Here is a 20,661-nt window from a genome sequence, read left to right as displayed (position 1 = left end):
ATCGGCAGACCATCGCCTCACGTTTGTAGGATCGCCCCCGCCTCATTCGTCCATGGAAGGACACCAATTTCCGGGAGCCAACCATGTCGACGACGCTATCAAGCAAGCCAGCCAAACTCGTGGTCCGCTGTTTCGGCGTGTCTGCCGACGGCTATGGCGCCGGTCCGAGCCAGGACATCAACAACCCGATGGGCGTCGGCGGCATGGCGCTGCATGAATGGGTATTTCCGACCCGAACGTTTCAAAAGATGCATGCCGGCAAGGATGACGGCACGACCGGGCTCGACAATGGTTTCGCCGCGCGCGGCTTTGAGAATATCGGCGCCTGGATTTTGGGGCGCAACATGTTTGGCCCTGTCCGCGGCGCCTGGCCGGACGAGAGTTGGAAGGGCTGGTGGGGCGATGAGCCGCCCTATCATTGCGACGTGTTCGTGCTGACGCACCACGCCCGCGCGCCGATCGCAATGAAGGGCGGCACGGTATTCCACTTCGTCACTGATGGCATCGAGGTCGCGTTGCAGCGCGCGCGGGAAGCCGCTGGCGGCAAGGACGTCCGGCTTGGCGGCGGCGTTGCGACGGTTCGGCAATATCTGCGCGCCGGCCTGGTCGCCGAATTGCATCTTGTGATGGCGCCGACCTTGCTTGGATCGGGCGAGAGCCTGTTCGCCGACATGGATCTGGTTCGCATCGGCTATCAGCGGGCCGAGCATGTGGCGACCCCGGCTGCCACCCACATCGTGCTGCGCAGACACGGCTAGTATTCCACCCGCACCAGATACAGCCCCTCCGGCGGCGCGACCACGCCGCAGGCGGCGCGGTTGCGTGCGGCTAGCGCTGCGGCGAGGTCATCGGCGCTCCAGCGGCCTTCGCCGACCCAGACCAGCGAGCCCACCATCGAGCGCACCTGGCTGTGCAGGAACGAGCGCGCCGAGGTCACGATATTGATCGCATCGCCCTCACGCGTGACGTCGAGCTGATCGAGCGTCTTCTCCGGCGATTTCGCCTGGCACTCGGTGTCGCGGAAGGTCGTGAAATCATGCTTGCCGATCAGCCGCTGTGCGGCTTCGTGCATCGCTTCCGCATCGAGCCGCCGCGGCACGCGCCAGACCCGGCCGATGTCGAGCGCGAGATTGGCGCGGGTGTTCTTGATCCGATAGAGGTAGTGGCGCTTCTTGGCGGAGAAGCGCGCCTCGAAGGTTTCAGGCACAATCTCCACCTCGCGCACCGCGATCGGATGCGGGCGCAGATGCGCGTTCAAACCATCGCGCAGACGATCGGCCGGAAACGGCTTTGCGATGTCGCAATGCGCGACCTGCCCGAGCGCATGCACGCCGGCATCGGTGCGTCCCGACCCATGGACGCGAACCGGCTTGCCACACATCGCTTCCACCGCGGTCTCCAGCGCGCCCTGCACCGAGAGCAGATGCTCCTGCAGTTGCCAGCCGCAGAACGGCGCGCCGTCATATTCGATGGTGAGCTTGTAGCGGGGCATCAGGCGAACCGCGCGCCGCGCTTCAGCGGCGTGCCGTTCAAGAACTCCGCCGCCTTCATCGGGGCCTTGCCGGCGCGCTGCAGCTCGATGATCCGGATCGCGCCTTGCGCGCAGGCAATGGTGAGCTGATCGTCCAGAACTTCGCCCGGCGTGCCGGCCCCATCGGCAAGCGCACAGCGCAGGATCTTGATCCGCGCCGGCTCGCCGGCAGTCTGCAGCTCGCTCCAGCCGCCGGGGAACGGCGACAGACCATGGATGTGGCGCAGCACCGCGTGCGCGGGCCGGCTCCAGTCGATATGCGCCTCGGCCTTGTCGATCTTGGCGGCGTAGGTCACACCGTCGTCCGGCTGTTTCGTGAGCTGCAGCTGCCCGCGCTCAAGTGCAGCCATCGCGCGCACGGTGAGATCGGCGCCGAGCCGCGACAAGCGGTCATGCAAATCGGCTGCAGTCATCTCGTCGGTGATGGCGACGCGCTCGGCCATCGCGACATCGCCGGTATCGAGCCCGACATCCATCTTCATCACCATGACGCCGGTCTCGGCATCACCGGCCATGATGGCGCGATTGATCGGCGCAGCCCCGCGCCAGCGCGGCAGGAGCGAGGCATGCAAATTGAAGCAACCGAGCTTTGGCGCGTCGAGAATGGCTTGCGGCAGGATCATGCCGTAGGCGACGACCACCGCGGCATCGGCATTGTGCGCGCGAAACTGGTCAATCGCCTCCGGCGTCTTCAGGGTCTTTGGCGTGAATACCGGAATGCCCAGCCGCCGCGCCGCCTCTTCCACCGGCGTCGGCTGCAGCGTCAGGCCACGGCGTCCGGCCGGTTTCGGCGCACGCGTATAAACCGCCGCGATGTCGTGTCCATGCGCGGCGAGCTCGGCGAGCGTCGGCACCGAGAAATCCGGCGTGCCCATGAAGATCAGGCGAAGGGGCATGATGCTTGCTCGCTGCGTTCCCTCCCCCTTGCGGGGGAGGGCTAGGGAGGGGGGTAAGCCCCACGATCGGTGCGTGTGGTACCCCCCTCTCCAGCTCTCCCCCGCAAGGGGGGAGAGGGCCGACCGAGCGCGGGGTTACGTTGTTGCCTATTACTATTCCGCCGCGCGCTTGGCGGCCTTTTCGAATTTCTTGTTCACGCGGTCGCGCTTGAGCTTCGACAGATAGTCGATGAACAGGACGCCGTTGAGATGATCGATCTCGTGCTGGATGCAGGTGGCGAACAGCCCTTCGGCATCCTCCTCATGCAGCTTGCCGTCGAGATCGGTGTAGCGCACGCGCACCCTGGCCGGACGCTCGACCTCCTCGTAATATTCGGGGATCGACAGGCAGCCTTCCTCATAGGTCGACAGTTCCTCCGACGAGGAGAGAATTTCCGGATTGATGAAGACGCGCGGCTCGCGGTTGGTCTCGCCGTCCTCGCTCTTTTTCGCAAGGTCCATGGTGATGAGCCGCAGCGGCTCGGCAACCTGGATCGCCGCGAGCCCGATGCCGGGCGCGTCGTACATGGTCTCGAACATGTCGTCGACCAGCTTCCGGATCTCCGGCGTGATCTTCTCGACAGGTTTGGAGACGAGCCGGAGCCGCTTGTCCGGCAGGATGATGATTTCCTTGAGGGCCATGGCCGCGATTTAGGCACTTCGCGCCAGGCGGTCAATCCGCCAGGGAACCCGTTAACGTCCCGCTAACCATGAAATTTAACGCTGCATTAACCATCAAATTTCACCGGCCATTAACCATAAACGTTCTCTCTTCGTTCGCTTTGGGCTGCGAATCGGGTTAGAGAGGACCGCATGAACCAGATTCTTTTCATGATCGACGGCTGGCCCGTCCATGCCGGCGAGGCGCTGCTCGGTTTCGGCGCGCTTGTGCTCGTCCTGTTGCTTTCCATCGTCATCGTGGTTGCGCGGTCGGGCCGCCGCGGCGCCGACCTCGCGCTGCAGCAGGCCCTGCGCGCCGACGAGCTCGAGCAGCGGCTCACCGAGCTGATGCGCGCCCAGAGCGAGGCCAATGTCCGCACCGACGCCATGGGACAGGCGCTCGCCGGACGGCAGGCCGAGATGGCGCGCGCGGTCAATGAGCGGCTGGATTCGGTGACCCATCGCGTCGGCCAGTCGATGGAGCAGACCACGCGCAACACCATGGATTCCCTGCGCGTGCTGCATGAGCGGCTCGGCATCATCGACGATGCGCAGAAGAACCTCTCCCATCTCACCACCCAGGTTACGACTTTGCGCGACGTGCTCGCCAACAAGCAGTCGCGCGGCGCCTTCGGCCAGGCGCGGATGGAAGCGATCGTGCAGGACGGCCTGCCGAAGGGGGCCTACGAGTTCCAGTACACCCTCTCCAGCGGCAAGCGGCCGGATTGCGTGGTGTTCCTGCCCGACCAGCGCCCGCTCTGCATCGACGCGAAATTCCCGCTGGAGGCGATGACGGCGCTGCACGATGCGCGCAGCGACGAGGAGCGCAAGCTCGCCTCGCAGCGGCTGCGCACCGACGTGCTGAAGCATGTCAGCGACATCGCCGAGAAATATCTGATTGCCGGCGAGACGCAGGATTCCGCATTGATGTTCGTGCCCTCGGAATCGGTCTATGCCGAAATCCATGACGGCTTCGACGACGTGATCCAGAAGGCCTATCGCGCCCGCGTCGTGCTGGTATCGCCGTCGCTTCTGATGCTGGCGATCCAGGTGATGCAGCAGATCATGAAGGACGCCCGCATCCGCGACGCCACCGACCAGATCCGCACCGAGTTGATCAATCTCGGCGACGACCTCGGACGCCTGCGCGAGCGCGTGCTCAAGCTGCAGAAGCATTTTGGCGATGTGAACGAGGACATCAGGCAGATCCTGATCTCCGCCGACAAGATCGAGAAGCGCGCGGGGCGAATCGAGGAACTGGATTTCAGCAAGACCGACGCTCCGGCCGAGGGGCCGAAGCTGGTGAAGACCGGGACACCTGAACTGTTCCCGGTCCGCAAGCTGCAGGCGGGGGAGTGAACCGCAAATTCAGGTGTCATCGCCCGGCTTGACCGGGCGACCCAGTATCCCAGAGGCTGCAGATGGGAGCACGCACCTATTACGTCTACATCCTCGCCAGCAAAATCGGCGGCACGCTCTACATCGGCGTGACCAATGATCTCATTCGGCGCGTCGGGGAACACAAATTGAAGAGCGCCGAGGCCTTCACCAAACGGTATGGAGTTGCCCGACTGGTCTATTTTGAGTGCTTCGATGACATCGAGCAGGCGATTCACCGGGAGAAGCGGCTCAAGAAATGGACCCGCTCGTGGAAGATTTCGCTGATCGAAAAAGACAATCCTGATTGGAACGATCTTTATCCGGGGATTGCCGGTAGCCCATGACTTCGGTCTCTGGGATACTGGATCGCCCGGTCAAGCCGGGCGATGACAGCCTTTAGGATCGCATGACCGCACCCGAGATCGCGAGCGAGACAAACACCACCCCCGCCGCCAAAACCTCCTGGCGCGACAGCTTTGCCGTCTACCTGCAGCCGCGGGTGCTGATCGTGCTGTTCCTCGGCTTCTCCTCCGGGCTGCCGCTGGCGCTGTCCGGCTCGACATTGCTGGTGTGGATGCGGGAGGCCGGGGTCGATCTCGGCACCATCGGGCTGTTCGCGCTGGTCGGCACGCCCTACACGCTGAAGTTCCTGTGGGCGCCGCTGGTCGATGCGCTGCATGTGCCGTTGTTCACGACGCGCTTCGGTCGTCGCCGCGGCTGGCTGTTGTTCTCGCAGCTGCTGCTGATCGCAACCATCCTGCTGCTGGCGATCACCGATCCCGCGCGTTCGCCGCCCTTCGTCGCGCTGGCGGCGCTGCTGGTCGCGACTGCGTCCTCGACCCAGGACATCGTGGTCGATGCCTTCCGCGTCGAGAGCCTGCCCGAAAGCGAGCAGGCTGCCGGCATGGCCTCCTATGTCGCGGCCTACCGCATCGGCATGCTGGTCTCGACCGCGGGCGCGCTGTTCATCGTCAGCGGATTCGAATCCACCGGGCTCGCACGCAGCGCGGCCTGGATGTGGGGCTACGTGGTGATGGCCGCGATGGTGCTGATCGGCACCGTCACCGCGCTGCTGGCGACCGAGCCGGAACAATCAATCCGCGCCGAGGCAAAAACCCACGCGGAGGCGGCGTTTGTCCGTGTGCTGCATGCGGCGACCGGTGCCTTTACCGAGTTCCTCACCCGCAAGGATGCCATGGCAGCGCTTGCGTTCGTGGTGCTGTTCAAGTTCACCGACGCCTTCTCCGGCACCATGACCGCGCCGTTCGTGATCGACCTCGGCTTCTCCCGCAACGATTATGCCACCATCGTCAAGGGCGTCGGGCTCGCTGCGACTTTGATTGGCGGTTTTGCCGGCGGCTTTGTCGCGCGGCGTTACTCGCTTGCGGCAAGCCTCCTGATCGGCGGCAGCCTGCAGGCGGTCGCCAATCTCTCCTTCTCCTGGCTCGCGCTGTCGGGCACCAGCCACTGGGCGCTGGCGCTCGCGATCACGACGGAGAATTTCACCAGCGCCATCGGCACCGTGATCTTCGTCGCCTATCTCTCGGCGCTGTGCCAGAACCCGCTGCACACCGCGACCCAGTATGCGCTGCTCACCGCACTCGCCGCAGTCGGCCGCACCTACCTGTCGTCAGGCGCGGGTTTTGTCGCAAAAGCCGCCGGATGGCCGCTGTTCTTCGTGATCTGCGTTCTGGTCGCGGTCCCGAGCCTCATCCTGCTCGCCTGGCTCGATCGCCGCGGGCATTTCGAGGCGTTGGGGCCGGTGAAGGTTTGATTGGTCGCGGCCGCCATCATTTCGGTCGTCATCACCCGCGAAAGCGGGTGATCCAGTATTCCAGAGGCTTCAGCGCTCGAACCGAGAAGCCTCGGCGTACTGGATCGCGCGGTCGAGTGCCGGGCGATGACAAAAATTAGTGCCGCACCAGGCTCCATTTGGTGATCACCGCTTCGCTCATCTGCCCGGCGTCCTGGGCGCAGGTGACCTCGTCGACCTTGACCGAGATCTCCTTGCCGACCAGCGATTTCAGCTGGCTCGCCTGGGCGCTGCTGGTGGTGACGAGCTGAAAGGTCTCGGGCCCGGTCTCGAGGTTGCAGAGCCCGCTCGGCGCCGGCAGGCGGCGCGGCTCGGTGGTGATCTGGAACGTCGCGATCCGCTTGCCCTGCTGCTTGGGGTCGCGCACATGCATGGTGTTGAGCTCGCCCGACAGCACGTCGCCGGCATTGATCGGCTTGCCGGCTTTCAGCGGTGCATTGTCCGGCTTCACCTCGTCCTGTCCTTGCGCCCGGCCTGCCGAGGCCGGAAAGCTTGCCAGCAAAATGGACGCAAAGGCCAAGCCCATGGCGAATCGTCGCTTCGTCATTCGTCAGTCTTCCGTTTTATTTTGGCTAGAACAGTGTGCGCTGGCGCATCGCGGCAGATAGCGTGCCTTCGTCGAGATAATCAAGCTCGCCGCCGACCGGCACCCCATGGGCGAGCCGCGTCACCCTGACATTGGCGTCCTGAAGCAGGTCGGTGATGTAATGCGCGGTGGTCTGCCCATCCACGGTTGCATTGAGCGCGAGAATGATTTCTGTCACCTCGGCCTCGTGGGCGCGTCTGATGAGCCCATCGATGGTAAGGTCCTGCGGGCCGACGCCATCGAGCGGCGACAGCGTGCCGCCGAGCACGTGATATCGTCCGTTGGTCGCGGTCGCCCGCTCCAGCGCCCAGAGATCGGCGACGTCGGCGACCACCACGATGATCGCGCCGTCGCGGCGCGGATCGGTGCAGACGGTGCAGGGATTTTGGGTATCGATATTGCCGCAGGTCTTGCAGACCTGGATCTTGTCGATCGCAACCTGAAGCGCGCTCGCGAGCGGCGTCATCAGCGCCTCGCGCTTCTTGATCAGATGCAGCGCGGCACGCCGCGCCGAGCGCGGCCCGAGCCCCGGCAGGCGCGCCAGGAGCTGGATCAGCCGCTCGATTTCAGGACCGGCAACGGCGGCAGGCATTGCGTTACGAACCGAGCCCCAACAGTCCCGGCGGCAGCCCAAGGCCGCCGGCAAGCGACTGCATCTTCTCCTGCATCGCCGTCTCCGCCTTGCGCCGCGCATCGGCGTGCGCAGTTACAAGCAGATCCTCCAGGATCCCGACCTCTTCCGGCTTGAGCAGCGAAGGATCGATCTTCACGCCCTTGACGTCCATCTTGGCAGTCATGCGCACGGCCACCAGCCCGCCGCCGGCGAGCCCCTCGACCTCGACATTGCCGAGCTCTTCCTGCATCGCCTGCATCTTGGACTGCAGCTGCGCCGCCTGCTTCATCATGCCGAGAAAATCGGGCATCGGTGTTTCCTTTTGAAATTAGTCGTCGAAGTCGGCCGGACCATCGCCGCCGAACTCGTCGTCGCCTGTGCCGCCCGCGCTAATATCGGATTCCGGCGGCTCGGCGGCAAGCTTGCGCACCTCGATAATGCGCGCGCCCGGGAAACGTGCCAGCACTTCCCTGACGCGCGGGTCGGCCTCGGCGGCGCGCTCGCGCTCGTTCTTCTTGACCAGGTTCTGCTCGCGCAGTGTCGGCTGTCCCGCCTCGTTGGAGAGCACGACCGTCCAGCGCCGTCCGGTCCATAGCTCCAGCTTGCGAGAGAGCTCGGTGACCATGGTGCGCGAGGCGTTGGGTTCCAGTGCGACCTCGAGCCGGCCATCCTCGATGCGGACCAGGCGCATGTCGGCCTCCAGCGCCGACTTGGTCAGGAGATCGCGCTTCTCGCCCGCCAGGGCGACGAGCTGCGCAAAGCTCGTGATCCTCAGCGCCGGCGCAGCCGCCGATTCTGGTGCGACCATCTGCGGCTGCGCGCGAGCCGAGGTTTCGGCGCGCGGCGCCGCCGGCGCAGGTGCGCGCGCGACAGGCGCGGACATCGAGGAAACGGTCGAGGCCGGCGCGCCGCGCGGGGCCGCGCCGGGTGCAATCGTCGCGGAGGCGCCGCCGTTTTGCTCGATCATCCTGATAGCCTCGTCCGGCGTCGGCAGATCTGCGACATAGGCGATCCGCACCAGCACCATTTCGGCAGCCGCCGCAGGCCGCGTCGCAGCTTGCGTCTCGGTGATGCCCTTGAGCAGCATCTGCCAGGCCCGCGACAGCACCCGCATCGACAGCTTGGTCGCAAAATCGCGCGCGCGCAGCCGCTCGGTCTCGCTATAGGCGACGCTGTCAGCGGTCGCCGGCACGGCCTTGACCCGGGTGACGAAGTTCACAAACTCGGCCAGATCCGACAGCACCACGATCGGATCGGCGCCAGTATCATATTGCTCGCGGAACTCGCCGAACGCGCCGGCGATGTCGCCACGCATCAGCGCATCGAACAGGTCGATCACGCGCGTGCGGTCGGCGAGCCCGAGCATCTGCCGCACCGCATCCGCCCGCACCTCGCCGGCGGCGTGCGCGATCGCCTGGTCGAGCAGCGACAGCGAATCACGCACCGAGCCTTCGGCCGCGCGCGCGATAATGCCGAGCGCCTCAGGCTCGATCGCGACGCCTTCCTTGCCGGCGATATTGGCGAGATGCTTCATCAGGACATCCGCCTCCACCCGGCGCAAATCAAACCGCTGGCAGCGCGACAGCACCGTCACCGGCACTTTGCGGATTTCGGTGGTGGCGAAGACGAACTTGGCGTGCTCCGGCGGCTCCTCCAGCGTCTTCAGGAACGCGTTGAACGCCGCCGTCGAGAGCATATGGACTTCGTCGATGATGTAGACCTTGTAGCGGGCGCTGGCCGGCGCGTAGCGCACGCTGTCATTGATCTGCCTGACATCGTCGACGCCGGTATGGGAGGCGGCGTCCATCTCCAGCACGTCCATGTGCCGGCTTTCCATGATCGCCTGGCAGTGCACGCCCAGTGTCGGCATGTTGATGGTCGGCCCCTTCACGGAGCCGTCCGGCAGCTCGTAATTGAGCGCCCGGGCGAGGATGCGGGCGGTGGTGGTCTTGCCGACCCCGCGCACACCGGTCAGGATCCAGGCCTGCGGAATGCGGCCAGTCTCGAAGGCATTGGAGACCGTACGCACCACGGCATCCTGGCCGATCAGGTCGGCAAAGCTGGACGGGCGGTATTTCCGAGCGAGGACGCGATAGGGTTTGGCGCCGCTCTCCGGATTGCCCAGATCAAGGCCACCGGAGGCAGCATGATCGGGCTTTACGGGAGGGGCGCCGGCGTCGGTCATCGATCGATCCGCAAATGAACGTCTTTCGGCCGGCTTCGATCGGCTGGTTGGCGCGCCGAGATGACGGCTCACGCGCCAAGACGCGAACACAGGCGGAATATCGTCGTTCCCGCGCGATTCGCATCAGAAATTAGGTAGGAGACTGACGAGCGACCCGATCCGGACCTCGTTAGGGCTGCTTCCTTCCGGACCTGACCCGGTTGGCGAGTGGCTCGTCCACCGCCAATCTCCCGGCCCCTATTTGGGGCCAAAAGACCGAGAAAGCAAGCGGAGTCGGGGCTGCGTTTGCGGGGGTTGTGCCGGAACACGGAATGGCTTTAGCTGCAGCCGTGCCCGGGTTTGCCTGCCCGGGCATGTGGTTTTTTGCACCGTCATTCCGGGGCGATGCCTTGGCATCGAACCCGGAATCTCGAGATTCCGGGCTCGGTGCTGCGCACCGCCCCGGAATGACGGCGCTAACAACATCGCGAATCAATGCCGGGAAGAACGATGCCCGAATCCGCCTGGTCGCTGCATCCCCAGCTCAAGAAGGACACCATCGACATCGGCGACCTGCCGCTGTGCCGGGTGCTGGTCATCAAGGACGCCAATTACCCCTGGCTCCTGCTGGTGCCGCGGCACGAGGGCGCGGTCGAGATCATCGACCTCTCCGAGATCGAGCAGGCCCAGCTGATGACCGAAACCTCGCGCGTGGCGCGTGCGCTCAAAGAGATCACCAAGTGCGACAAGCTCAATATCGCAGCGCTCGGCAATGCGGTGCCGCAGCTGCATGTGCACGTGATCGCGCGGCGCAAGACCGACGCCGCCTGGCCGCGGCCGGTGTGGGGCGCGGTGCCGCCGATCGACCACGACGCCCAAGAGGTACAACATTTCATCAGCGCATTGCGCCGCAAGATCTGGTTGGGTTGAACAGACATGTCTTCTTCTGATGCTTTTCCGCTCGGTCACCCTGCCTTCGTGAACCATGTGCTCGACCGTGCCGCGCATCTGCGCACCAAGGACGACAGACTGATGGCGCTGGAAAGCGATTCCAGAACCCGCGCTTACGTGGTGTTCCGCGATTCGCTGGTGGTGAAGCGCGACGGCGAAGCCACGCGGGCGCTGCTCACCATCGACGAGGCCCTGAAATTCGGCGCCAATCCCGGGACGATCTTCTTGGGGCTGCGCGATGGCGCGGCGGTATTCGGCATGGGCATCGCAGCCGCCGCAGCCGAGAAGCTGATCGGCCGCGACGACGTCGCGGTGAGCGAATTGCGCGGCATGGCCATGCAGGGCGCGATCCCGCCGCAGGAGCTGTCAGCGGTGGCGATGGCGAAATCGCTGGTCAACTGGCACCAGCGCCACGGCTTCTGCGCCAATTGCGGCGCCAAGACTGCGATGCGGGAAGGCGGCTGGAAGCGCGAATGCCCGAGCTGCAAGGCCGAGCATTTCCCCCGCACCGACCCGGTCGTGATCATGCTGGTGACCAAGGGCGACAAATGCCTGATGGGCCGCCAATCGCGTTTTCCCACCGGCATGTATTCCTGCCTCGCCGGCTTTGTCGAAGCCGCCGAGACGATCGAGGACGCGGTCAGGCGCGAGGTGTTCGAGGAGGCCGGCATCCGCTGCACCGACGTCGCCTATTACATGACCCAGCCCTGGCCCTATCCGTCGTCGCTGATGATCGGCTGCACGGCGCGCGCTCTCAATGACGACATCGTGGTCGACCGCATCGAGCTGGAAGATGCGCGCTGGTTCGACCGCGACGAAGCGCGGTTGATGCTGACGCGGAAGCACCCGGACGGGCTGGCCGGCCCGCATCCCTTCGCCATCGCCCATCATTTGCTCGGGCGCTGGGTGCATGTGGGGGAAAGCGGGGATCGCTAGGCGGCGAGGAGTGGCCGCGCGCCCTTAGAACATCTTCTTATATGCATATTCGCGGGCCGCCTCGCCGCGGCGCAACTCATTGTTGCTGAAGCAATTTTTGGACGACCCAGGTGCTTTCTGGCTCCGCACACCCGTTTGAGGGGCTTGCTATAGAAGATTTTTCTATATATTTGTTGTGACAGCGCAAGCTATGGAACATTTTTCTCATGAACGAGCTCGCCGTTCAGGTCACCCCCCACGAAACCAACCGCCGGCTCGACGCCATCGACCGCAAGATCCTGATGGTGCTGCAGGAGGACGCCTCGCTTTCGGTGGCCGAAATCGGCGACCGGGTCGGGCTGTCCTCGACCCCCTGCTGGAAGCGGATCCAGCGGCTGGAGGCCGACGGCGTGATCCTGCGCCGGGTCGCGCTGGTCGACCAGAACAAGATCGGGCTCGGCATCACCGTGTTCGTCTCGGTGGAGAGCGCCGACCATTCGGAAGCCTGGTTGAAGAAATTCGCCGAAGCCGTCAGCGCCATGCCCGAGGTGATGGAATTCTACCGGATGGCGGGCGACGTCGATTACATGCTCCGCGTCGTGGTCGCGGACATGCAGAGCTATGACGTGTTCTACAAGAAGCTGATCGCAACCGTGACGCTAAAGAACGTCACCTCGCGCTTTGCGATGGAGAAGATCAAGTCGATCACCGCGCTGCCCGTGCCGGCGGTGGCGTAAGGTCCAGCTGCGGCAACTTGCCGATCATTTACCGACGGTTAGGTCTCACGAAATATTCTTGCCGGGATGGAGCGGGCAAACACCATCCCGAGATTGCGATGGCCTGCCTGGCTGAACGCTGCCGCGCTGCTGATCGCAAGCTTTATCGCGATCACAGCACTGTCGTTACAGGTCCGTCCGGGTGCCGAGGTCGTCGCCGTGGCTTTTCCGCCATGGTGGGACTCCCAGCGAGCCTTTCTCGCTGCGGGCTCGGCAGACGCTGCAATCGTGAGGATGACGGCGGTTCCGTCCCTTCTGGTGGTGCGGCCGGACCGGCACGACGGACTGGCGCGGCTGCGCGAGGCCGGGGTTTGGCTTGTGCTGGACCCGCAAGCCATCACCGCATGTTTTTTGCAATGATGTTGTGAGGGGCTGGGAATGACCATCGAAAGCGATGATCTGGCGAATTTGCGCGACACGACCAGCAAGGCGCTGCTTGCAGTGCTCTGGCTGCACGTTCCGATCTCCCTCGTCATCGGCATGATGCGCGGAGACTGGCTGATCCCGACGGCATTCATGGCAGCCATGGCGCTTGCCGCAAGCCTGTCCTGGAAAGCAGCCGGCGATGCACTCTCGACACGCCTGACCATTGCGGTTGCGCTGATGGGCGACGTCTCGATGTTCGTCTACCAGCTCCAGGGACATCCCTGGCAAATTGACGTGCACATGTACTTTTTCGCCGCGCTCGCCTGTCTGGTCGCCTATTGCGACTACCGGCCGATCATCGCCGGCACTGTCGCGGTTGCCCTGCATCATCTCGCGCTCAATTTCATCCTGCCGGCCGCGATCTATCCCGGCGGCACCGACTTCGGTCGGGTGGTTCTGCATGCGGTCATCCTGTTGATCGAGGCAGGCGTGCTGATTGGACTTGCGCACAAGCTGTCGCAGCTGTTTGAGACAGCCGCGCAAAAGGCCGCCGAAGCGGAAGCTGCCGGTGCCGCCGAAGCCAACGCTCTCCGGGAGCGCAGCGAGAGCGAGCAGCGCGCCAGGCAGGACCGTGACTCCGCTCGCCGCGAGCTTGCCTCCGGCTTTGAGCGGACAGTGGGCAGCATTGTCGAGGCCGTCGCAGACACGGCCGGCGAAATGCAGGGCCTGTCCTCCACAATGAGCACGAGCAACGCCGAAACCGCGCGCCTGACGGCTTCGGCCGCCGACGCTTCTGAGCAAGCATCGGTCAATGTCGATACCGTGGCGGCTGCCACCGAGGAACTCAGCGTATCGATCAACAACATCGCCCAACAGGTCACTCGCTCGGCCGAGATCGCCGCCAAGGCGGCCAACGAGGCGCGCCGCACCAACACTGTGGTCGAGGGTCTGGCGGCGGGTACGCAGAAGATCGGTGAGGTCGTCACGTTGATCCAAAGCATTGCTAGCCAGACCAATCTGTTGGCATTGAACGCCACCATCGAGGCCGCTCGCGCCGGCGAGCATGGTCGGGGCTTTGCGGTGGTCGCAAGCGAGGTCAAGGCGCTGGCCAATCAGACCGCAAAAGCGACGGAAGAAATCTCCGCACAGGTTCAGGATATCCAGAGCGCCACAGGCGAGGCGGTTAGTGCCATTCAGGCGATCGGCGGCACCATCGCCGAGATCGACGGCATCTCCAACGATATCGCCGCCGCCGTCAGCCAGCAGGGTGCGGCAACGCGCGAAATTGCAAGCAGCGTGCAACAGGCAGCAAGCCGCACCCGCGACGTCAAAGGGAATATCAAGACGGCGGGCCGATCGTCCGACAAGACCGGCGTCGCGGCGTCCAGCATGCTGGAAGCAGCGAACGCGCTCTCGTCACAATCCGCACAGCTAAAGGCCGAGGTCGCCAACTTCCTCGGCTCACTGCTTGTGGCCTGAGGTGAGTGACCCGCTCCGCGCAAGACGCGGAGCGGGGAATATCAGATCTTCTGATTGTACTCCCCGACCTCGGGATGGGTGCGCAGCACCGAATCGACGGCCTCGAACATGTCGCGCATGCGCTGTTCGGAGATCGGGCTTTCCACCACGACCACCAGCTCCGGCTTGTTGGACGACGCGCGCACCAGGCCCCAGCTGCCGTCTTCCACTGTGACGCGGACACCGTTGACGGTGACAAGGTCGCGGATCTTCTGGCCCGCGACCGGCTCGCCCTTTTTCTGCAAACTCTCAAAATGCTTCACCACGGCGTCGACCACGCCGTATTTGAGCTCGTCGGCACAATGCGGCGACATGGTCGGCGAGGACCAGGTCTTCGGCAGCGCGTTTTTCAGGTCCGCCATCGACTTGCCCGGCGCGCGGTCGAGCATCTCGCAGATCGCGATCGCCGAAACCAGGCCGTCGTCATAGCCGCGGCCGAACGGCTTGTTGAAGAAGAAATGGCCTGACTTCTCGAAGCCCGCGAGCGCACCGAGCTCGTTGGTGCGCCGTTTCATGTAGGAATGGCCAGTCTTCCAATAGGCCGTCCTGGCGCCCTGCCTCTGCAGCACCGGATCGGTGATGAAGAGGCCGGTCGATTTCACGTCGACCACGAATTGCGCGTCCTTGTGGATGGCCGACATGTCGCGCGCCAGCATTACGCCGACCTTGTCGGCGAAGATCTCTTCGCCGGTGTTGTCGACCACGCCGCAACGGTCGCCGTCGCCATCGAATCCGAGACCGACATCGGCCTTGTGCGCCAGCACCGCGTCGCGGATCGCGTGCAGCATTTCCATGTCTTCCGGGTTCGGATTGTATTTCGGGAAGGTGTAGTCGAGCTCGGTATCCAGCGGGATCACCTCGCAGCCGATCGCCTCCATCACCTGCGGCGCGAACGCGCCCGCCGTGCCGTTGCCGCAGGCGACCACGACCTTGAGCTTGCGTTTCAGCTTCGGCCGGCTGGTGAGGTCCTTGATGTAGCGCGCCGGGAAATTTTCATGGAATTGATAAGAGCCGCCGACCGTGGTCTTGAAGTCGGCGTTGAGCACGATCTCTTTCAAGCGCGTCATCTCGTCGGGGCCGAAGGTGAGCGGGCGGTTGGCGCCCATCTTGACCCCGGTCCAGCCATTGTCGTTATGGGACGCGGTGACCATGGCAACGCAGGGCACATCGAGCTCGAACTGCGCGAAATAGGCCATCGGCGTCACCGCGAGCCCGATGTCGTGCACCTTGCAACCCGATGCCATCAGGCCGGAGATCAGCGCATATTTGATCGAGGCCGAATAGCCGCGGAAATCGTGCCCGGTGACGATCTCTTGCTTGACCCCGAGCTCCCTGATCAAGGCGCCCAACCCCATTCCGAGCGCCTGCACGCCCATCAGGTTGATTTCCTTGTTGAACAGCCAGCGCGCGTCATATTCACGAAAGCCGGTCGGCTTCACCATCGGCTCGGATTCGAACGCGTATGTATTGGGGGATAGCGCAGGCTTCGGTTTCGGAAACATTCGGAAAACGACCTCGTCGGGAACTTGGAACGGCAGGTTGAACCTGCCATAGCGAATCAATCGCCGCGGCGGAAGGCCGGATCGCGGCGGGGGCGATGATTATTCGGGCAGGGTGGAAGGGTTCACCGGCGCCCCGAGCCTACTGCTGCAGCACCATCTGCCCGTTGCTGTATTCGAACCGCTTCAGGCGCGACAGGAACGACAGCCCGAGCAGGTTTTCCGACAGCGCCTCGTCCGGCAGCACCAGCGCATCGACATCGCGCAGCACGAGTCCGCCGACATCGACCATCGCAAGACGCGTGCGGGCGCCCTTGATGGTGCCGTTGGCGGTGGTGACATTGGCGGTGAAATCGCCGCGCGAGGGATAGAGGCCGAAATGCGCGGCCGAGCTTTCGTTGATCGCCACCACGGAGGCACCGGTATCGACCATGAAGTTGACGCGCTGGCCGTTGATCCGCGCTTCGGTCAGGAAATGACCGCTTCTGTCGCGATCGAGGGTCAGGCTGCGGGAGCCGGACTGCGGCTGCGCGGCCGGCTCGGAGGCAACGGCGACTTTCACCGGGTTCGGAGCGGCGGCCGCCGGCGTCATCCGGTCCGCCATCTCGGCCATGAAGCTGCCGAGCGCGATCATGATCGCCGCAAAGATCATCAGGTTACGCATGAGGCCACCACTCACCGCTCGACGACCGCCTGATTTGAACACAGTCTTTGACGGCGGCGAGGTCCAAACCCCGCCATTTTCGCGAAAAGGATGAGCGAAAGGTTAATGCGGGCGTGATCGCGCCCAAGAGATTCTCAGGCCGTCTTTGCAACCGGGCTCGGCACGGCAACACGCAACCCATAATAAACGGCGCCCGCGATGCCGACGCCGAAGAACCAGCCATAGACACCCCACCAGGATGGCAGGATCGACGTGAAGTTTGGCAGGACGGAAGAGAACAATGCGCCGATGCCGGCGGCAACCAGCGCGCGAACGCTCCAGCCGCCTTGGTAATGGTACTCGCCGTTCTCCTGGTACAGCGCCGGCACGTTCACCGCACCCTTGGCGATCAGATAATAGTCGACCATCATGACGCCGAAGATCGGCCCCATGGTTGCGCCGATCACTCCGACAAAGGTTGCGGCACTGCCTTCCCATGGCGCGAAGGGATAGAGGACAAGCGCGATCAGGGCCGCAATATAGCCGCCCTTCTTGAAGTCGATATATTTGGGAAAGACATTCGAGAAATCGAATGCCGGCGAGACGAAATTGGCGACGACGTTGATGCCGAGGGTCGCCACGGCGAAAGTGAGCGCGGCAAGCAGCGCCAGAAACCAGCTGTCGAATTTGGCCGAGATCTGGTCGGGGTGCAGCAGCACCTCGTGATAGACGTCGAAGGCTGCGATGGTGGTCACGCCGGCGACCAGCGAGAACAGGATCAGGTTGACGGGAAGCCCCCAGATGTTGCCCTTGCGCAAGGCGGCCGTATCCGGCGCATAGCGGGCGAAATCGCAGAAATTGAGATAGAGCGCGGCAAAATAGGTGATCCAGGTGGCCGCTACGGCGAACACGGCCACCAGCGATCCCGGCTCGCCGGGAACGCCGGCATCCCTGGTCTTCTCCAGCAGCACGTCCTGCGGGATCGGCGAGGTCAGCGAGATGCCGCCGGCCCGGACGCAGAGGAAGATCGCCAGGATCAGCATCATCACCCAGACCGCCGGTCCCGCCCAATCCTGGAAGCGGCGCACCGTTTCCATGCCGCGCTGAATGATCAGGAGCTGCAGTGCCCAGACCACGACAAAGCAGATGACTTCGAGACCGGAATGGCCGAGCAGATGCGTGGATTGGTGGAACGCCCTGAAGCTGTCCATGCGGGTCAGCAGCGCAACGACCGCGCCCGACGCCGCCGAGGTCTGCGCGCCGTACCAGAAGCAGGCGACGATCGCCCGCACCAGAGCAGGAATATTGGCGCCCCAGACTCCAAAGGAGGCGCGCGCCAGCACCGGATAGGGCACGCCGGTCCTGACGCCGGCATTGCCGACCAGTGTCATCAGAAAATAGATCACGAGCGAGCCAAGTCCGATCGCCAGGATGAAATTGACGAAACTGCCGCAGAGCAGGAACAGGCTGGCAGCGAGGTAATAGCCCCAGAGCGAGTGAACGTCCGACGTCCAGACATTGAAGATGCTGAACGGTCCCCAGTTGCGGACGGTCGCCGGAGCCAGGTCCTCGTTGTAAAGCGACGGCGAAGCGTTCTGGATTTCCAAGACAGCCTCCTCGGACGGGCGCCTGCGACACGAAATTTAAGCACGCATTCGCGCGCCTCGCCAGTCTGAGAAGCAAACGCCGTGCCGATGCCTCACGTTCCGCGCGGCTTGGCGCGGCGGGTCGGCAGTGCATTCGCCGGATCGTCCGGCCACGGATGGCGCGGATAGCGGCCGCGCAGGTCGGAGCGGACGGCGCCGTAGCTGCCGCGCCAAAAACCGGGCAAGTCGCGCGTGACCTGGACCGGGCGCTGCGCCGGCGACAGCAATTCAAGCACCAGCGGCACGGCACCGCCGGCGATCGAGGGGTGGGTGTTGAGGCCGAACAATTCCTGCAGCCGCACGGCGATGGTTGGTCCCTGCTCGGCCTCATAGTCGATGGCCAGCTGCGTTCCCGTCGGCGCTTCGAAATGGGTCGGCGCCTCGCGATCGAGCCGCGCACGCAAGTCCCACGGCAACAGCGCCATCAGCGCGTCCGACAGATCGCCGGCCGAGACGTCCTTTAGCCCAGTCTTGTCGTAGAGCGCCGGAACCAGCCAATCCTCCTGCCGCGCGGCCAGCGCATCATCCGAGAGGTCCGGCCACGGCTCGCCTTCCGCTTTGCGCAGGAACATCACGCGGTCGCGCCATTGGATAGCGGCCTTTGACCAGGGCAATCTGTCGAGGCCGGCGGTGACCAGACCGGCGGCGAAGATGCGCGCGGTCTCCGCGGAGGGCGTGAGCGCCAGCGGGGCCTCGCTCAGCGTCACCGCATGCAGGCTACGCCGGCGCCGCGCCCGCAAGGCCATCGAGCCGCGATCGAACGTGACCTCGTCCACGGTTTCGATCTGGTCGGCGAAGCGCTCCTCGATCTCATCTTGCGTGATCGGCGCCGCCAGCAGGATGCGGCCGCTGGCTGCCGTGCCTGTGAGCTCGCCGACGGCAATATAGGGCGCGCGTGCCAGTGCCGAGGTCTGCTCAATGGCGGCGCCGCGGCCATTGGCCAGCACAAAACTGCCATTGCCGCGGTTGCGCGCAATGCGATCGGGGAACGCAAAGGCCAGCATGACGCCGATGGACAATTCGTCGGGCTCGGCGGAGGGGGGATTGTCAGCCCTGACCTGCGACGCCCAGCGACGCGCCATGTCGCGCGCGCTTTGCGCACGCTGGGAACGGTCGCGGCGGAACTGGTCGAGCCGCGCAGTGAGATCGGCGCTGTCGCCACCAAGCCCGCGCTCGGTGAGAATGGCGGCGACCTCAGCCGCAGGACCAGCCGCACCGAAACGCGCGGAATCCACGATCATGCGCGCGAGCCGCGGCGGCAGCGCCAGTGCGCGCAGGCTCTTGCCTTCCGCCGTGATGCGGCCGCCCTCCTCCAGGGCGCCGAGCTCATGCAGCAGGCTTTTCGCCTCTTTCAGCGCCGGTGCGGGGGGCGGATCCAGGAACGGCAGCGTGGTCAGATCGGTCACGCCCCATTGCGCTGTGTCGAGCACCAGTGACGACAGATCGGCACTCAGGATTTCGGGCTGGGTGAACGGCGACAGCGATGCCGTCTGCGGCTCGTCCCAGAGCCGGTAGCAGATGCCGGGCTCGGTGCGGCCGGCGCGGCCGCGGCGCTGGTCGACCGCGGCGCGCGAGGCGCGGACCGTCTCCAGCCGCGTCAGGCCGATGTCGGGCTCATAGCGCGGCACGCGGGCCAGGCCCGAATCGACGACGATGCGCACACCTTCGATGGTCAGCGAGGTCTCCGCAATCGAGGTTGCCAGCACCACCTTGCGGCTGCCCTTCGGCGCCGGCGCGATGGCACGGTCCTGCACGGCAGCATCCAGCGCGCCGAACAGCGGCACGATCTCGATTCCCGCGTCCTGGATGCGCTCTTTCAGGAATGTTTCGGTGCGACGGATTTCGGCGGCGCCCGGCAGGAAGGCCAGCACCGAGCCGGGGTCAGCGCGCAGCGCAGTCGCGATCGCGTCCGCCATCTGCCGCTCCAGCGGCACGTCTGGCTTGCGGCCGAGATAGCGGGTCTCGACCGGGAAGGCGCGGCCTTCGCTGGCAACCACCGGCGCATCGCCCAGCAGCTTTGCGACCCGCGCGCCGTCGAGCGTGGCCGACATCACCAGGATGCGCAAATCCTCGCGCAAACCCGTCTGCGCATCCCGTGCCAGTGCAAGGCCGAGATCGGCATCGAGCGAGCGCTCGTGGAATTCGTCGAACAGCACCGCGGCAACATCGGACAGCTCGGGATCATCGAGGATCTGCCGCGAGAAAATGCCCTCGGTGACGACCTCGATCCGCGTCGCGCGCGAGACCTTGGAGCCGAAGCGGACGCGGTAGCCGACGGTCTCGCCGGCGCGTTCGTCCAGCGTCTTTGCCATGCGCTCGGCGCTGGCGCGGGCCGCGATCCGCCGCGGCTCCAGCACGATGATCTTCTTGCCTCTGACCCAGGATGCATCCAACAGCGCCAGCGGCACGCGCGTAGTCTTGCCTGCGCCGGGCGGAGCCACCAGCACGGCGGCGTTGGTCTTGTCGAGCGTGTCGGACAGCTCGTCAAGAACCGCGTCGATGGGAAGGGGCGTGTCGAAGCTACGGGGCAATGATGAAATCCGTGATCCCCCACTGCGCTCCCTCTCCCCACCCTTGCGGGGAGAGGGTTGGGGTGAGGCGCCGCTACCACGAATCCGGCAGGCAGTTCAAATGCGGAACGTCCCCCTCACCCGCCGCGCAAGAG

At 64.8% G+C, this 20,661-nt stretch carries 20 protein-coding genes and 1 other RNA gene; 9 read left to right on the top strand and 12 right to left on the bottom strand.

What is annotated here, in order from left to right; translation table 11 throughout:
• The first annotated feature begins 83 nt into the window (after positions 1-83).
• Positions 84-758 (top strand): dihydrofolate reductase family protein, encoded by a 675-nt coding sequence (locus VFB05_RS19570; RefSeq protein WP_325015108.1) that lies wholly within the window; start codon positions 84-86, stop codon positions 756-758.
• On the opposite strand, the gene truA is transcribed toward VFB05_RS19570, so the two are convergent.
• From truA to def, 3 genes are all read right to left on the bottom strand, one after another.
• Positions 755-1,492 (bottom strand): tRNA pseudouridine(38-40) synthase TruA, encoded by a 738-nt coding sequence (gene truA / locus VFB05_RS19565; protein ID WP_325015106.1) that lies wholly within the window; start codon positions 1,490-1,492, stop codon positions 755-757. The genes VFB05_RS19570 and truA overlap by 4 nt on opposite strands.
• Positions 1,492-2,427: a methionyl-tRNA formyltransferase gene (gene fmt, locus VFB05_RS19560; RefSeq protein ID WP_325015104.1), complete on the bottom strand. Its 936-nt coding sequence runs from the start codon at positions 2,425-2,427 to the stop codon at positions 1,492-1,494. Before fmt ends, truA begins: the two co-directional genes overlap by 1 nt.
• 153 nt (positions 2,428-2,580) lie before the next feature.
• The gene (def, locus tag VFB05_RS19555) at positions 2,581-3,108 is read right to left on the bottom strand and encodes a peptide deformylase (protein WP_325015102.1); all 528 of its coding nucleotides are present in this window, start codon (positions 3,106-3,108) and stop codon (positions 2,581-2,583) included.
• Positions 3,109-3,279: 171 nt separating this feature from the next.
• Here def and VFB05_RS19550 point away from each other — a divergent pair, with 171 nt between their 5' ends.
• The 3 genes from VFB05_RS19550 to VFB05_RS19540 all read left to right on the top strand — a co-directional run bounded on the left by VFB05_RS19550 (position 3,280) and on the right by VFB05_RS19540 (position 6,280).
• On the top strand, positions 3,280-4,485 hold the full coding sequence (locus tag VFB05_RS19550; protein ID WP_325015099.1) for a DNA recombination protein RmuC: 1,206 nt from the start codon (positions 3,280-3,282) through the stop codon (positions 4,483-4,485).
• A 62-nt stretch (positions 4,486-4,547) separates the two neighbouring features.
• Positions 4,548-4,850: a GIY-YIG nuclease family protein gene (locus VFB05_RS19545; RefSeq protein ID WP_325015097.1), complete on the top strand. Its 303-nt coding sequence runs from the start codon at positions 4,548-4,550 to the stop codon at positions 4,848-4,850.
• Between the two features lie 62 nt (positions 4,851-4,912).
• Positions 4,913-6,280 (top strand): AmpG family muropeptide MFS transporter, encoded by a 1,368-nt coding sequence (locus VFB05_RS19540; protein ID WP_325015095.1) that lies wholly within the window; start codon positions 4,913-4,915, stop codon positions 6,278-6,280.
• Positions 6,281-6,416: 136 nt separating this feature from the next.
• Here the strand turns inward: VFB05_RS19540 and VFB05_RS19535 are convergent, their stop codons facing one another.
• From VFB05_RS19535 to ffs, 5 genes are all read right to left on the bottom strand, one after another.
• Positions 6,417-6,866, bottom strand: a complete 450-nt coding sequence (locus VFB05_RS19535; protein ID WP_325015093.1) for a hypothetical protein — start codon at positions 6,864-6,866, stop codon at positions 6,417-6,419.
• Positions 6,867-6,891: 25 nt separating this feature from the next.
• Positions 6,892-7,497 (bottom strand): recombination mediator RecR, encoded by a 606-nt coding sequence (recR, locus tag VFB05_RS19530; RefSeq protein WP_325015090.1) that lies wholly within the window; start codon positions 7,495-7,497, stop codon positions 6,892-6,894.
• 4 nt (positions 7,498-7,501) lie between these two features.
• Positions 7,502-7,828: a YbaB/EbfC family nucleoid-associated protein gene (locus tag VFB05_RS19525; protein ID WP_325015089.1), complete on the bottom strand. Its 327-nt coding sequence runs from the start codon at positions 7,826-7,828 to the stop codon at positions 7,502-7,504.
• Positions 7,829-7,846: 18 nt separating this feature from the next.
• A complete protein-coding gene (locus VFB05_RS19520; protein ID WP_325015086.1) occupies positions 7,847-9,703 on the bottom strand; it encodes a DNA polymerase III subunit gamma/tau in 1,857 nt (618 codons plus the stop codon).
• 134 nt (positions 9,704-9,837) lie between these two features.
• Positions 9,838-9,934: signal recognition particle sRNA small type (ffs, locus tag VFB05_RS19515), an RNA gene on the bottom strand.
• 258 nt (positions 9,935-10,192) lie between these two features.
• Here ffs and VFB05_RS19510 point away from each other — a divergent pair.
• The 5 genes from VFB05_RS19510 (at position 10,193) to VFB05_RS19490 (ending at position 14,169) form a co-directional block, all read left to right on the top strand.
• Entirely contained in the window at positions 10,193-10,612 is a 420-nt protein-coding gene (locus tag VFB05_RS19510) for an HIT family protein (RefSeq protein ID WP_325015084.1), read from the top strand.
• 6 nt (positions 10,613-10,618) lie between these two features.
• A complete protein-coding gene (nudC, locus tag VFB05_RS19505; RefSeq protein ID WP_325015082.1) occupies positions 10,619-11,569 on the top strand; it encodes an NAD(+) diphosphatase in 951 nt (316 codons plus the stop codon).
• 206 nt (positions 11,570-11,775) lie between these two features.
• Positions 11,776-12,285, top strand: coding sequence for an Lrp/AsnC family transcriptional regulator (locus VFB05_RS19500; RefSeq protein ID WP_325015080.1), 510 nt, complete (start codon positions 11,776-11,778; stop codon positions 12,283-12,285).
• A 66-nt stretch (positions 12,286-12,351) separates the two neighbouring features.
• Positions 12,352-12,684 carry a hypothetical protein gene (locus VFB05_RS19495; RefSeq protein WP_325015078.1) on the top strand — a complete coding sequence of 111 codons (333 nt, stop codon included), beginning with the start codon at positions 12,352-12,354 and terminating at the stop codon, positions 12,682-12,684.
• 18 nt (positions 12,685-12,702) lie between these two features.
• Positions 12,703-14,169, top strand: coding sequence for a methyl-accepting chemotaxis protein (locus VFB05_RS19490; RefSeq protein ID WP_325015076.1), 1,467 nt, complete (start codon positions 12,703-12,705; stop codon positions 14,167-14,169).
• A 41-nt stretch (positions 14,170-14,210) separates the two neighbouring features.
• Here VFB05_RS19490 and VFB05_RS19485 read toward each other — a convergent pair whose 3' ends face one another.
• From VFB05_RS19485 to hrpB, 4 genes are all read right to left on the bottom strand, one after another.
• Positions 14,211-15,710, bottom strand: coding sequence for a phosphomannomutase/phosphoglucomutase (locus tag VFB05_RS19485; protein WP_325015074.1), 1,500 nt, complete (start codon positions 15,708-15,710; stop codon positions 14,211-14,213).
• A 139-nt stretch (positions 15,711-15,849) separates the two neighbouring features.
• Complete coding sequence (locus VFB05_RS19480) at positions 15,850-16,371, bottom strand: TIGR02281 family clan AA aspartic protease (RefSeq protein WP_325015072.1); 522 nt, start codon at positions 16,369-16,371, stop codon at positions 15,850-15,852.
• A 134-nt stretch (positions 16,372-16,505) separates the two neighbouring features.
• Positions 16,506-17,957, bottom strand: a complete 1,452-nt coding sequence (locus tag VFB05_RS19475; protein WP_325015070.1) for an NCS1 family nucleobase:cation symporter-1 — start codon at positions 17,955-17,957, stop codon at positions 16,506-16,508.
• Between the two features lie 92 nt (positions 17,958-18,049).
• On the bottom strand, positions 18,050-20,527 hold the full coding sequence (gene hrpB / locus VFB05_RS19470; protein ID WP_325015068.1) for an ATP-dependent helicase HrpB: 2,478 nt from the start codon (positions 20,525-20,527) through the stop codon (positions 18,050-18,052).
• Between the last annotated feature and the right edge of the window lie 134 nt (positions 20,528-20,661).

The sequence above is a fragment of the Bradyrhizobium sp. genome, assembly GCF_035652035.1.
Taxonomy (GTDB): Bacteria; Pseudomonadota; Alphaproteobacteria; order Rhizobiales; family Xanthobacteraceae; genus Bradyrhizobium.
Note: the sequence above shows the minus strand (reverse complement) of the source record. Positions and strands in the feature narration are given on the sequence as shown.